The sequence below is a fragment of the Paenibacillus bouchesdurhonensis genome, assembly GCF_900155685.1.
GTDB lineage: Bacteria > Bacillota > Bacilli > Paenibacillales > Paenibacillaceae > Fontibacillus > Fontibacillus bouchesdurhonensis.
Genome location: NZ_LT732548.1, coordinates 1,426,653 through 1,440,608 on the forward strand (window position 1 = coordinate 1,426,653; position 13,956 = coordinate 1,440,608).

The following is a 13,956-nucleotide window of genomic DNA, read 5'->3' on the forward strand; positions in this document are numbered from 1 at the left end:
CAGATATGATATAGATATGATATAGGAATAATTGCAAGATTCGAAAGGAGGTTCTGGAAAAGAGGCTTTGAAAAGGAAACGGCTGGTTGAGCATATGCGCAGACGGTAGATTGGCCGCATCAATGAGCGGGTAGTTTGAATTCATGTAAGCGATTACTATCATTAATAAACCGGGGTGATTCAGTGTCTGGAACATCGTATCAACGTGTATTATCGCTAATTATTTGTTTTGCAATGATATTCGGAATGTTTTCCTTCCCCAGCACTTCAGCTGCAGGTCAGGAGGCACCGGAAATATACAATGCAGGCTTTGAAATGGATTTAGTTGACGGGCAGGCTCCAGGTTGGAGTATAGTTACATCAAATAAAGTGAGTACGGTGACGAGCGCTACATACCATGCATACTCGGGGGATAGAAGCCTGCACTTTAACAATTCATCAACTGAGGAGCAGTTGCAGGTAAAGAGTGATTATGCTTCCGTTGTACCTGGTGGAAAATACAATGCCAAAGCATTTGTGAATGTTGTCAGCCAAACCCATAGCATTGGGTATGAGGTTCATTTCTTTGACAGTAACAATGTAAAGGTCGGGAATGCTACCTTTATTAATTTCGCTAAAGGCACCCTTAAGTTGAACGAGTGGAATGAGATCAATGTGCCGTTTGAAGTACCGGTTGGCGCAACACAAATTGAAGTTCGCTTCAATTCAGGAAAAGTTGCTTTGACGGAAGCGTACTTTGACGATGTTTCGGTCGAAGTCGTCAGTTTGCCGGGGCAAGAAGGGCCGGACGAACCCGAACCAACAGGGGAAATCGTCAATCCCGGCTTTGAAATGGATTTAGTTGACGGGCAGATTCCTGGTTGGAGTCTTGGCCCAGGTACGGATGGGCTGTTTGAGGTAAGTATGGATAGAGCGAACAGCGGCGAGAGGAGTCTTTATTATAAAGATTATTCGGATAAGACAGGTCTACGTGTGTTCAGCGACAAGTTTGTGATTACACCAGGTGAATCATATATTGCGAAGGCGTATGTCAATGTCGTACAGCAAACTCACAATATTGTTTACCAGATTTATTATTATAATGAGAATAATGATCAAGTTGGCGTGAAGCAGGAACTGTTTGGAGAGCTGGCACTTGGCAAAAACCAATGGACTGAAATTCGGGTAATGACCGACGCGCCTGCTTCAGCGGCTTATGCTAGAGTTGCTTTTTATTCCGGAGATCCGAGTTTGACTGAGGCGTACTTCGATGATGTCTCGTTCGAATCGATCCCTCAAGAGGTGCCGCTGGATCGTGAATATGGAGCACCGGTAGACCTGGGACCGATGGTAAGCGTGAATCTAGGTCAGGCTGCAGCCATACAACAGAACTCGCTGGGTGAGAATGAAGCCTACTTCATGTCGAACGGTAAGCCGGGTACCTTCTTTGTTGTCGATGCAGAAACGGGCAGGCTGAAGTTTTCAAAGGTTATTCCCAATACGGAAGCAACATGGGCGATGACCGTTGGACCTGATAAGAACGTGTACTTCTCGGGTACGGCAGATCGGAATTTGTATCGGTATGTTCCTGAGAAAAAAGTCGTAGAAACAGTGGGTGTTAACCCGTCTGATGCTTGGGTATGGGATCTTGAGGCAACACCTGATGGTAAGATCTACGGCTCCACCTATTCAAAGGGCGGAGAGGGAAAGGTTTTCGAATATGATATTGAAACCGGTCAATTCCGGGATTACGGGACGATCATGCCAGGTCGTGAATATGCCAGAGGCATTGCAGTAGATGAAAAGTATATTTATGTTGGGCTTGGCACTGATTACCTGCACTTGTTCAAAGTCGATCGGGAGACGGGTGAGAAAAGTGAAATCCCTATAGAAGGATATACAGGCAGTGCAGGCGGCATGGTTGCGGATGTGTTCGTTCTTAATGGCAAGCTCCTTGTATCGGTGAGCACGGTCAATATGGTTGTCATGGATATAGAAACCTATGAGATTGAGCATACGTTCCAGTATAGCAACATGATCTCTGAACCGTATCCGGCCGATCCTAATGTCATCTTTTATAAGTTCGGCACAGAGTTTTTCAAATATGATTTCAGCACGAATCAGTCGACTCAGATTGAACTGTCTTTTCCGCTGCCTGATACAGTTCGAGTGAAGGACATGCAGTGGATTGAAATGACGAGCGGTCCAAAAGCCGGGGAGACCGTTTTGGCGATCATCACTCAGTATGGCGAATTTATTTTATACGACCCAACCGATCACTGGCTGTCGTTTATTGAACTGGAGATCGACCCTCAGCCTGTTGCGATTCAAGCCCTTAGCACAGGTGAGGACGGTCGATTGTACCTAGGCGGATATCAACGGGGAATGAGCGTCTACAATCCGTTTACCGAACAAGTTGAATTGAATATTTCCTCGTTTGCACAGCCGGAGGGCATTGGTTTTTTAAATGGTCACGTATATTACGGAACATATGTTGCTGCGGTCATGTATCGCTTTGATCCAACTAAGGACGTTCAATTGAATGTGAATCCGGAAATGGTGTATCCGTTTACAAATTACCAGGATCGCCCGTTCGCTTTAACTTCAGGGGATGGAAAGCTTTTTGTAGGCACCGTTCCTGACTACGGAATATTAGGCGGATCGCTTGGGATTTATGATGAAGCAACCGATCAATGGATGCAGTACGATCAAGTAGTTCAGAATCAAAGCATTATCGGCTTGGCTTATAAAGACGGCTATCTATACGGCGGCACTTCGGTCTGGGGCGGCTTAGGTAAAGATCCGGTCGAATCTGCTGCAAAGATGTTCATATGGGACGTTAAAAATGGCAAGAAAATCGATGAATTCACACCCGACATCCCGGGTATCGATGAAGCGCCTCGGATGATTGGCGAGCTTTCCTTCGGGCCAGACGGACATCTCTGGGGGGCCGTAGATGGAACGATCTTCGCGATGGACGTCGCCACAAAAGAAATTGTGAAGAGTAAGATGATTCGTCCGAGCTTGTATAATACGAGCAAGTGGAAGCCATACCGAATCGCCTGGAGTCCAGATGGTATGCTGTATACGACATTGTCTCGCACATTGATGGTTATTGATCCCGAGACATTGCAATATAAGGTAATCGACGATAAGGGCTTGATGAATGATATGGCCATCGGCATTGATGGCAGCATTTATTATGCGCCGAATGCAGGGACAACAATGTCCGTGATTGCGGTGCCGGAAACAGATGCGACTCTTTCAGCGATCATAATCAATGGAGAGCCTCTGAAGGATTTCTCTCCTGGGGTGCTGGAGTATGCTGTTTCTGCCCCACATGCGTCGGATGTTCAAGTGACAGCGAAACAAGCTGAAGCTGCGGTCGTCATAGAGGATACTCGCGAGGCTGAAGGGAAGACACGCATACATGTGACGGCCAAGGATGGCAAATCAACGCTTGACTATGTCATCAACTGGAAGGAGTCGGAACAACCAGAACAACCAGAACAACCAGAACAACCCGGACAATCTGGACAATCTGGACAACCAGTTCGTCCGGCTACACCTTGGAAGCCTGCACCAACCGAGTCAGATGATCCAGAAAAGCAAATTGTGAATGAGAACAGCTTAAAGGCTGATCAACAACAAGGCAAGGTACAGGTGGATATTGCCCAAGGCAAGAAATCCGTATGGCTTCCAGCCAGTGCAGCAGGGATTGTGGGTGAAGACGCTATACTGCTGGCTAGTGATGAGTTTGCGATTGAGATTAACCCCGCAGTGCTGAAGCAGCTGCAACAGCTTGTATCTAAAGAGGAGCTCGCTCAAGCGCACATCATATTTTCCTACGAGAAGATCACTGATGTGGACATGAATGATATAGTAAAGAGGGCTAAAGAAGTCCATAAAGCAGATGTTAAAGAAGCAGGGGAAGCATATACGTTCAACCTTTCGGTTCTTACCGGTGATGGAAAACAATACGAGCTTGTTGTATTGGATGAACCTCTTATATTAACGATGAAATTCCGGGAAGATGCGAATCGTGATTTGACGGCAATCTACGATGTAGCTGATGATGGCACGTTGGCTTACATTGGCGGAAAGCTTCAAGGCGATTGGCTGACTGCGGAAATCCATCACTTTAGCAAATATGCTGTGTTGGAGTATAACAAAACGTTTGCTGATGTACGAGAAGATCATTGGGCCGCTCAAACCATCAAGATTATGTCAGCGATGCTAATCGCGAATGGAGTCAGTGACACCCAATTTGCACCGGATCGGAGCATAACCCGAGCGGAATTCGCTGCGCTTATCGTTCGGGTACTGGGACTGGATGCGGAAGGAGCAAGTCCATTCGCGGATGTCACGGCGGGGGACTGGTTTGCTTCATCCGTGGCTGCAGCATATCAGGCAGGTATTGTTAATGGGCGAACTGAAACAGCATTTGCTCCGAATCAGACAATCTCACGAGAAGAAATGGCAGCTATGATCGTTCGAGCGTATAACTTCAAGCAAGATTCTGCGATACAAGCGAAGGAAGCGGCAGCGTTTGCTGATCATGGCAACATCGATTCATGGGCAAGGGAATCTGTAAACACCGCCTATGAGCTTGGCTTAGTAAGCGGTCGCGGGAACAATAAGTTCATTCCGAAAGGAGAGCTTTCACGCGCGGAGGCTATTCAGGCGATTTTCAATCTAATGCAAAAGTAAATACTTGTAGTAAACCTCGCTCGTATCTAATGGGCGAGGTTTATTATTATTCCTGATGAACAGCGGGCAGTTGAATATTGTTACATTCAAGGGTCATATTCGGCGAAAGATCGATGATGGCACAAATAGCATAGCGAACTCACTTAAGTTGATGAGTTTCATCGAGCAGGATGATGCGATGTTTTGAAGTGAAAGTACACGCTTGGAGTTTTTCAGTAATAGATTCTTATTATTGCTTTTAATTTGCAGGCAGATAAAGGTAATCGAACCAGGGGTTTATAGCTGTTTTGGATTTAGATGCGATTAACTTGCGAGAGAGGGATGAATATGGAAAAAGAGTCGATATTAGCTTGTCCAAGTTGCAAGGCGAGGCTGGTTAAAGAAGGCGAGAATTGGACATGCGATAAATTGCAATCTCTTATAGGGATATGAAGATGGGTTTTCCGACTTGTATTATTCGCCTCTTCCGGACTTCCCTATTAACTCAATCATAGGGAAAGTGACGAATGTACCGATGGTTGACCAGTCCGTGGAACCGGGGATTTGTCCTCATGGGCAATCAGCTTGAATCAAATACGGAAGCTCCTTAAAAATGACTGAAAATTCTTATCTCACCTCGCAGTACTGGCCAGCTTCCCTAGATGAAATTAGAGAGTGCTGCCAAGAGCTTACTGCAAACCCATTAATGGGTCAGTTCCTAGGAATTGATTTGGAAGGAGCATTGATAGGATATATTAAAATCAGTAACATAGACTGGATCGTGCGTTCGGGAGAGATGACAATAGTGATTGGAGAGAAGCGGCACAGGGGAAAGGGGCCTGGGAAGAGACGCCTTACATACGGCCCTGAAGGTCGCTTACTTAACTTTGAACTTGCATCAAGTATATTTATACGTATATGAAACCATTGAGATCGTTCTTCAGCTCTATACGAAGTATGGCTTCAAACGGGATGGAGTAACGAGGGATTGTCGTTTTATTAAAGGAGAGTATGTCTCCTCTGTACGGATGTCTCTGCTGAGCAAAGAGTATAAGACGCTTGGATAAATGATTTCCATAGAGATATTTTGTTATGCGACGAATTTGGAAAGCGAGATCAGCGCTGTTACAGTTATGACGTTAAGGATCGTGGAAATAAGCACGGTCTGGGAAGCGAACTCGGGCTCATTATCATATTCTTCCGCGAGAATAGTACTGTTAACGCCCGTTGGCATACCGGAAGCGATAAGCAGGGCCTGGGCAGGAATCCCTTTTAAGCCAAGTGCATAGATAAGCAAAAATCCAAGGGTTGGGCCGATGAGCAGTCTTAAGAAGACGCTGATATATACATCTAATCGATCAAGCCGCAAAGGATATTGGATGATTTGTGCACCGAGCGTCAGTAGTGCAATACTTACCATAGAATCAGCAATATAACTAAGCGGCTTGGCAGCAAATTCAGGCAATGGCCAACGAAAGACGTGAAAAATAAGGCCAAGTACGAGGGCATACGGTACCGGCATTTTAAAAAAACCAATCAATGCTGCTTTGAGCGTGCCTCCTGACTTAGCCCGCTGAACGGATATTACGCCGTAGGTAAAGGTTACCAGGCTTTGAAAAGTCATGACCAAGGCTTGAATGGAGGTAGCCAGTGGATCCCCCTTGAATGCAAGCTGGTTGATCGGGAGTCCATAGTTTCCTGAATTGTCCAGAATGAGACTATTGGTAAACGCGGCTTTCATTCCCGGTTTGAATTTCCTTCTCCAGCTTACAATAGAGCTTACGCCATAGAGGAGTACAACATACAACACGTAAAATAAAGTGACGCTCCCAAGCAGCGCAGGGGACATCTCGGATTCATACATACTCAGGAACACGACCGCAGGAGTGATGTAGTAAAAGTTGATTTTTGCCAAAGTGTAAAGATTAAGTTGGAAAGCACGATGCATAAGCGCGCCAAGCCCTATAAGCACAAATATAGGCAAAACTACATCCATTATTATTTCGATAATCATCTTGGTGTCCATCTACTTTCAGCTAAATAATAAAAACCCATAATTCTAGAGCTGCTAGTTATTATATCATGTTTCTTTTGGATTTATAGGAATTTGTAGGAGCATGCAGGGCAACAATATACCTGAAATGGATACCTGAGGTTAAAAACATGGGGTGATATTGTGGTATCAGTGATTCTGTCCTATATTCCGAAATGGACTGTTTTTGCACAAGCTTTGCTGCTCGTCGGTATTCCATCTTTGCTGATGGCCTTCTTTGGGTGGTTTCGAAAAGCAATCATTGCAAGCTTTGCCCTCCAGCCTAATAAATGGTCCCCCCCGATCAAGGGATATGAAGCTAGTCTAGATCCATTGACTGGACAATATGATGCGGATCTGGCCTCCATTCAGGATGCTATCGGTCAAAATTCAGATGTCCGTATCAGGGAATTCAAAATCAAAGGTACGGGAAGCCGGGCAGCGATCGTATATGTTGACGGATTGCTTGATGCCGATTTAATAGATACCCATCTGATAACACCTTTAATGATGCACGGAATTCCAGACACAGAGCGGGATGCTGCCCTGCATTCGAGCGACTCCTTACGTCAATATATCACTACCCAGTTGCTCCCTGTCAGCGAGCTCAATGAGACTCAGGATTTGCTCGAGTTGACGCAGACTGTGCTGACTGGCAGAACCGCCCTGCTGGTTGAAGGGATATCGAGAACATTCATGGTCAGCTCAGCCCACGGAAAGAGCAGGAATGTGGAAGATCCTTTGTCAGAAGCGCTGCTGCGTGGGCCGCGGGTAGGATTCACGGAAAGGATTGGGGATAATACAGGCTTGCTCAGAATGCATGGGAAAAACGATAGCTTGATTTTGAGTAAATTCGAAGTCGGCAATCGCGTAAAAAAGGAATTGGTACTAGCCTACATGCGGGATATTGCTGATCAGAGTCTGGTGGATGAGGTTACTTCGCGAATTCAGAGAATTGATATCGACGATCCCCTAGAATCAGGCTACATTGAGCAACTGATCGAGGATGACGTGCTGAGTCCTTTCCAACAGCTGCAAAATACCGAGAGACCGGATAGAGTGATTGCTTCCCTACTGGAAGGCAGGGTGGCTATTCTTCTTGATGGAACACCATTTGCCTTGATTCTGCCAACTACCTTTAGCATGCTGCTGCAATCTCCTGAGGATTACTACGAACGATGGATTCCAGGCTCCTTCGTCCGCGCACTGCGCTTCCTGGCAGCATTACTGGCCTTGCTGGCTCCAGCCCTGTACATTTCGTTCATATCGTTTCATCCCGGGCTGATCCCGACTAAACTGGCACTTTCCATAATTGAAACCAGGCAGGGTGTACCGTTCCCCTCGATTATTGAAGCTCTGATCATGGAGCTCTCTATTGAGATTTTGCGTGAAGCCGGCATTAGGCTGCCTAAGCCGATCGGGCCCGCGATGGGGATCGTAGGCGGGTTGATTATCGGCGATGCTGCCGTGAATGCGGGAATCGTTAGTCCATTCCTCGTCATTGTCGTTGCGGTAACGGCCATCTCTTCTTTTACGATACCTGTCTACAGTGCGGGCATTACACTGCGCATTCTCCGCTTTGTCGCGATGCTTGTTGCCGCAATATTGGGGGTATTCGGTGTCGTGATGTTTTTTCTTCTAATTTGCAGTCACCTGGTTAAGCTGAAAAGCTTTGGTGTCCCTTATCTGAGTCCTATGGTTCCCTACAGGCTTGATGATTGGAAGGATTTTCTCATTCGCTTCCCCTTAAAGGTGATGAAGAAACGGCCTTACATGTTAAAGCCGAATGACCCCGATCGCAGAAATTAAACCTTTCAACTCAGGGACAGAAAGAGGTTAGCATCATGAATCGTGCAAGTATGAATGCAAAGGATCAGATCACCACTTCGCAAGCTGCAGTCATGCTAATCAACTATACGCTAGGCGCTGGGATATTGACGCTTCCCCGAACGACTGTAGAAGCTGCTCAAACCCCTGACGTGTGGATTTCGATTATCATCTCCGGCATGATTATTATGGTAGCGGGGATCATTATCGTATTGTTATGCCGGCGGTTTCAGGGACGAACGTTCTTTCAGTTTACGTCGGACATTACCGGGAAGTGGTTGGCCTGGATTTTGAATTTTACCGTCATCTGCTTTTTCCTCGTGATAGCAGCTCTTCAGGTTAGAATCATGGCTGAGGTAACAGGATTTTATTTACTGGAAGGCACTCCTATGTGGGCGATTGTTATGACCTTTATGTGGATTGGGCTCTATTTAACATTGGGAGGTATTAACTCCATGGCTCGAATATACGAGATCATTCTACCGATTACGGTGCTGTTTTTCCTCATCTCTATTTTGTTAAGCAGCAAGATCTTTGATATTAATCATCTCAGGCCAGTACTCGGCTCCGGAATTACGCCTGTAATAAAAGGGATTCAGCCAGCACTGCTTTCCTTTAGCGGTTACGAGATCATGCTCGTTGCCACTGCGTATATGAAAACTCCGAAAAAAGCGACCAAAGCCGTGCTGGTCGGCACAATCATTCCCCTAATCATTTACCTAATAACTGTCGTCATGGTGATTGGCGGATTATCTATATACGGGGTACAGACCAGAACCTGGCCAACCTTGGATTTGGTGCGCAGCTTTGAAATACAAGGCTTAATCTTTGAAAGGTTTGAGTCGCTGCTGCTCGTCATTTGGCTCATGCAAATATTCTCAACCTTCACGATAACGCATTATGCTGCTTCACTCGGTTGGTCGCAGGTGTTCAATAAGAATGCGAAGTCCTTTTTGTTTGCCATGCTGCCTGTGATTTTCTTGATTGCCATGCTGCCGAAAAATGTGTCGGAAACCTTTAAGCTAGGGAGTACGGTAGGTCAAGCATCGATTTATTTATTCGGTGTCGTCCCCTTGCTGCTGTTGCTGATCAGCATTGTTAGAAAGAAAGGAGCGAGCGGGAATTGAGTAGGCATGTAAGACATTTCTTGTTAGCGGCTGCAAGTCTGTTGCTGGTTATGACAACCGGCTGCTGGAGCGGAAACGAGATTGAGGATTTAACGATTAGTATTGGATTAGGGCTGGATGCCGCTAAAGAGTCCCAGTTTGAGAAGGAAATTAGTAAGCAGGGGGCTCATTATCCAAAGGAAAACGTCTTGACTGCTACCATTCAGATTGTTCCGCCCATCAGTGGAAAAAAGGGGGGCCAGGGTGGAAGCTCAAGTTCATCCACATCGGATAAGGCATATTTAAATGAACAATTGACAGGGGATTCTCTTATTCAAATCTTTCGCCAATTTTCACTGCGACGGGATCGACCGATTGCCGGCCACCATTTGAAGGTAATTGTCGTTGCTAAAGAATTGGCCAAGAAATACAGTCTTGAGCAGCTGTTTGACTTTATACTCCGCGACAATGACATTCGGCCCAGCTGCCTTGTAATGGTTAGCAACCGCAGTGCGCTGGAGGCTTTAAGTTCGAATGAGCCTGGAGAAATCCCAGCCGTTTATTTAATGGGACTCGTCGATAATCGATATAGATCCAATAAGATTCTGCCTCCAATGACACTGACCAAGCTGGATAGCGACATGCAATCGGGAGCCAGCTTTCTGCTGCAAAATGTAGTAACCGCCCAGGATGAGCATAAATTTTCCGGAGCGGCGATTATTAAAGGGGATACGAAGAAGTGGATCGGGGAATTAAGCCAATACGACATTGAGGGGTTGTCCTGGATCACGGAAAATGTAGTGGGCGGAGCCCTTAAGACGTATGCACCCAGAGGGGGCTACGCGATCACTTATGAGCCGAGGAACTCTAAGGCTACTGTCACTCCTAAAATATCAGGTGATGACGTATCATTCCATGTCAATCTTAAATCTGAGGGCAGGTTGATAGAGGATTGGAGCTTTCCGGAAATCCCTTCATCGACTCAATATATTCATGAGCTAGAGGATCAATTTGAAGAAGAAGCACGGAAACAAATCCGTCAGGTTTTGCATAAAATGCAAAACGTATATCACGTCGATGTTGGAGGCTTCGGCCAACGGTTGAAAATCAAATATCCCAAGCACTGGAAGAAGTTACAACATAACTGGGACGAGACCTTTAGTCGAATCCCTATTACCATTGACGTAAGCATGAGAATCACAGATTTTGGTTCCTCGACGGATTAAAACGTAATTGTTGGGTAAGAACAGCTTAAAGCGAAAGCCGAGCAGGGTCATGGATATGAATTCCCTTACTCGGCTATTATTCTGCTTGATATTATAAACTGCCTTGCGGCTGTTCCTGCTCTTGGCCCTGCTGGTTAGGGTGCAGCACAGGTCTTAATTCATCTTCTATGGTTGAGTCCGCCAGTTTTACGTTAGAACGATAGGCCGCACGAATGATAAGATGCCCGGATACCGGAGCCGTAATAAACACAAATACGATACCGAGGATAACCCGCACGCTAATGAAGGCGTCACTGAACCATATATATAGAAAGGTACCTATAAGAGTCAACAGGACTGCAAGCGTAGAGCTCTTCGTTGCGGCGTGCGCACGTGTATACACATCTGGAAAGCGTATGATACCGATCGCACTGATGACGCTTATGATGCTGCCGATGAGAATCAGGGCGGCTCCAACAAATTCACCCACTGCGTTTACGTTCAATAATAACACCTCTCTCGATAAATCTTGAGAGCGAAATCGTACTGATGAAAGCCAGTATACCCAAGATTAGAATCACTTCCAGATAAGCTTTGGTCTTTAGCAATATAGATACTGCGGCGATTCCAGATATTAGATTAACGCCGATCATGTCCATCGCGATTACACGGTCAGGGATGGATGGCCCCCTAATAATACGGTAAAGGGAAATGGCAATGGCTACACTGAATAAGGTAAGCGCAATCCCCAGCATGATTTTGATCATTATCGAGTCACCTCCATAATTGCTTTTTCAAATCGGCCCAAAGAACGCAAGAGATCGTTTTTATAGCGTTCAATATCAAGCGCGTGAATATAGAATGTGTCTCCTTCAGGTGAAACTTCCATAACGACCGATCCCGGAGTCAACGTAAGCAGCAGAGCCAGCGTGGTAACTTCCCAGTCGCTCTTTAGAGCGGTTTTATAGGTGAAAATACCAGGCTTTATATCTATTTTTGGACTAATAATATGCTTCATGACGACAAAGGCCGACTGGAATAGCTCGGAAATAAAGATGAGGATCAATTTGACGACACGATAGAATCGATGTAAATAAAATTGCTTTCCGAAAAAACGCTGCATGACGAAGATGATCGCCACCCCGACAAGGAAGCCGGCAAAGAATGTCGTAAATCTTAATTCATCTTCATCATTGAGAACCATCCACAGAAAGGCGATAAATAAGTTAAGTAAAAACTGTGCAGGCATTTACATCCCCCCTTTTTCACGTTGTGCGCTAGCTGTTCTATTATTCATCTGCATTCAATTATTTACCTAAAACTGCATCAATATAAATGTATGGATTGGTTAATGTTGCTGCTGCATCAGCGACATAAGGCGAGATGAACTCTGCGCCGAATCCCAGCCCAATAGAAGCAACTGCAAGCAGAGCGCAAGGGATTAACCAGCCTTTGCTAAGGGGGGCGACATCTTCCTCGCTAGTCGTTGACTCACCCCAGAAGCAGTTTAGGAAAATGCGCAGCAGGGAATAGAGTACAAAAATACTGGATATCAGAGAAAGGGCAAGCAGAATATACGCTCCGCTCTCGACCGCCCCTTGGCCGATTAAGATTTTGCCCATAAATCCGCTCAATGGCGGAATACCAGCGAGTGCCAGCATAATGATAAAGAACAGCCAGCCTAATACGGGGTAATGGCGAATGAGCCCGCTCATTCGATCTATCATCGTCGTACCGGTAAGAGCAACCATGGAACCGGCAATAAGGAACAAGGCTGCTTTGACCAGCATGTCATGGATCAAATAATAAATAGATCCTTCGATAGCTGCCGGCGTGGCGACAGCAAGTCCTACTAGGATAAAGCCTACAGCGATAACGACATTAAAGGAAACGATTTGGCGAATATCTTTATAGGCGATTGCTCCAAAGGATCCCCCGATCAGCGTAATGCCAGCCATAATGCCAATGATCGTATGCGTGATCGAAGGCTCGTGATAGAAAAGCAGGGTAAACATGCGGAACAGGGCATAGATCCCTACTTTCGTCAGCAATGCTCCAAACAATGCGGCAACGACCGTTGGCGGAACGCTGTAAGAGCCGGGTAGCCAGAAATAGAGCAGCAAACCAGCCTTCAAACCAAATACGAGCAAGAATAAAATGCTGATCACGGTGAGCAGCGGGGTTTGCCCGGCTTCAGCGATCCGTTCGGAGAGATGAGCCATATTTAACGTGCCGACCGTACCATACAGGTAAGCGATAGCGACAAGGAAAAACCAGGACGAGAGTACGTTGATCGCCACATATTTAATGGATTCTTTCAATTGGGGCTTTGTGCCACCGAGAGTAATGAGTGCATAGGAAGCTAGCAACATCACTTCAAAGCACACATACAGGTTGAACAGATCCCCTGTCAAGAAAGAGCCGTTTACGCCTGCGACCATCAACAGAACAAACGGATAAAAGAACATCTGCTCCCTTTTCTGGCCCAAAGAATAGAAGGCATAGATCAAACAGATAGCAGCAACAAGGCTTGTCGTAAGCACCAAAAGCAATGAGAACGAATCGCCGACAAAGAGAATGCCGAACGGCGGCTGCCAGTTACCAAAGTCAAGACGGATGACGCCTAGGTTTTGAATCATGTTCAAAATATAGAGGCTGATGCCCGTAACCGACAACATTGCGGCCAGGCTGAGCCATCTTTGAATCCGAATATAGGATCGGAAGAAAATTAGAATAATCCCGGTTAGCACCGGAATGACGACGGGGAGTACAAGGATATTATTCATCAACAATACCTCTCAACTCGCTCAAATTATCACTTTTGCTCTCCTGGTACAACCGATATGCAAGTACGAGAAGAAAGGCCGTTACCGCAAAGCTGATAACGATGGACGTAAGAATCAGAGCCTGAGGCAAAGCATCCGTAAAAGTGGTTGTTTCTTCTCCGAGGACGGGTACGCCTCCGGTCTTAAGCCCACCCATCGTCATAATCAGCAAATGCCCCGCATGTGTTAATACAGCCGTCCCTAGTATAATCCGAATAACATTCCTGGAGAGAAATAAGTAAGTCGCTACCGACACTAATACTCCCGTCAGGATGATGATCAATGTTTCCATA

The 13,956-nt window shown here is 46.0% G+C and carries 11 protein-coding genes; 5 read left to right on the top strand and 6 right to left on the bottom strand.

All coding sequences use genetic code 11. The annotated features are described in order from the left end of the window. The first annotated feature begins 246 nt into the window (after window positions 1-246). Entirely contained in the window at window positions 247-4,689 is a 4,443-nt protein-coding gene (locus CZ379_RS10975; protein WP_267890514.1) for an S-layer homology domain-containing protein, read from the top strand. 866 nt (window positions 4,690-5,555) lie between these two features. Further along, window positions 5,556-5,735: a GNAT family N-acetyltransferase gene (locus CZ379_RS10980; RefSeq protein ID WP_199925572.1), complete on the top strand. Its 180-nt coding sequence runs from the start codon at window positions 5,556-5,558 to the stop codon at window positions 5,733-5,735. Window positions 5,736-5,758: 23 nt separating this feature from the next. On the opposite strand, the gene CZ379_RS10985 is transcribed toward CZ379_RS10980, so the two are convergent. After that, on the bottom strand, window positions 5,759-6,682 hold the full coding sequence (locus CZ379_RS10985; RefSeq protein WP_110931665.1) for an AEC family transporter: 924 nt from the start codon (window positions 6,680-6,682) through the stop codon (window positions 5,759-5,761). Between the two features lie 162 nt (window positions 6,683-6,844). Here CZ379_RS10985 and CZ379_RS10990 point away from each other — a divergent pair, with 162 nt between their 5' ends. From CZ379_RS10990 to CZ379_RS11000, 3 genes are read left to right on the top strand one after another with little or no spacing between them, the layout of a single operon-like run. Continuing rightward, window positions 6,845-8,509, top strand: a complete 1,665-nt coding sequence (locus CZ379_RS10990) for a spore germination protein (RefSeq protein ID WP_110931666.1) — start codon at window positions 6,845-6,847, stop codon at window positions 8,507-8,509. 35 nt (window positions 8,510-8,544) lie between these two features. Beyond that, a complete protein-coding gene (locus tag CZ379_RS10995; protein ID WP_110931667.1) occupies window positions 8,545-9,654 on the top strand; it encodes a GerAB/ArcD/ProY family transporter in 1,110 nt (369 codons plus the stop codon). Further along, window positions 9,651-10,859 carry a Ger(x)C family spore germination protein gene (locus CZ379_RS11000; protein ID WP_110931668.1) on the top strand — a complete coding sequence of 403 codons (1,209 nt, stop codon included), beginning with the start codon at window positions 9,651-9,653 and terminating at the stop codon, window positions 10,857-10,859. The genes CZ379_RS10995 and CZ379_RS11000 overlap by 4 nt, the downstream gene beginning before the upstream one ends. 91 nt (window positions 10,860-10,950) lie before the next feature. Here CZ379_RS11000 and CZ379_RS11005 read toward each other — a convergent pair whose 3' ends face one another. Genes CZ379_RS11005 through CZ379_RS11025 form a run of 5 tightly spaced genes read right to left on the bottom strand, consistent with a single transcriptional unit; the run spans window position 10,951 to window position 13,955 of the window. Continuing rightward, entirely contained in the window at window positions 10,951-11,343 is a 393-nt protein-coding gene (locus tag CZ379_RS11005) for a Na+/H+ antiporter subunit G (protein WP_110931669.1), read from the bottom strand. Then, entirely contained in the window at window positions 11,321-11,605 is a 285-nt protein-coding gene (locus CZ379_RS11010; protein WP_110931670.1) for a Na(+)/H(+) antiporter subunit F1, read from the bottom strand. Before CZ379_RS11010 ends, CZ379_RS11005 begins: the two co-directional genes overlap by 23 nt. Further along, window positions 11,605-12,087, bottom strand: a complete 483-nt coding sequence (locus CZ379_RS11015) for a Na+/H+ antiporter subunit E (protein WP_110931671.1) — start codon at window positions 12,085-12,087, stop codon at window positions 11,605-11,607. Before CZ379_RS11015 ends, CZ379_RS11010 begins: the two co-directional genes overlap by 1 nt. 58 nt (window positions 12,088-12,145) lie before the next feature. After that, window positions 12,146-13,624: a Na+/H+ antiporter subunit D gene (locus CZ379_RS11020; RefSeq protein WP_110931672.1), complete on the bottom strand. Its 1,479-nt coding sequence runs from the start codon at window positions 13,622-13,624 to the stop codon at window positions 12,146-12,148. Continuing rightward, a complete protein-coding gene (locus tag CZ379_RS11025) occupies window positions 13,617-13,955 on the bottom strand; it encodes a Na(+)/H(+) antiporter subunit C (RefSeq protein WP_110931673.1) in 339 nt (112 codons plus the stop codon). Before CZ379_RS11025 ends, CZ379_RS11020 begins: the two co-directional genes overlap by 8 nt. Window position 13,956: the final 1 nt, after the last annotated feature.

Coding starts and splice junctions, on each gene's coding strand:
- CZ379_RS10975 (WP_267890514.1), top strand. CDS start 247: ATGTTTTCCTTCCCCAGCACTTCAGCTGCAGGTCAGGAGGCACCGGAA.
- CZ379_RS10985 (WP_110931665.1), bottom strand. CDS start 6,682: ATGATTATCGAAATAATAATGGATGTAGTTTTGCCTATATTTGTGCTT.
- CZ379_RS10995 (WP_110931667.1), top strand. CDS start 8,545: ATGAATCGTGCAAGTATGAATGCAAAGGATCAGATCACCACTTCGCAA.
- CZ379_RS11010 (WP_110931670.1), bottom strand. CDS start 11,605: ATGATCAAAATCATGCTGGGGATTGCGCTTACCTTATTCAGTGTAGCC.
- CZ379_RS11015 (WP_110931671.1), bottom strand. CDS start 12,087: ATGCCTGCACAGTTTTTACTTAACTTATTTATCGCCTTTCTGTGGATG.
- CZ379_RS11020 (WP_110931672.1), bottom strand. CDS start 13,624: ATGAATAATATCCTTGTACTCCCCGTCGTCATTCCGGTGCTAACCGGG.
- CZ379_RS11025 (WP_110931673.1), bottom strand. CDS start 13,955: ATGGAAACATTGATCATCATCCTGACGGGAGTATTAGTGTCGGTAGCG.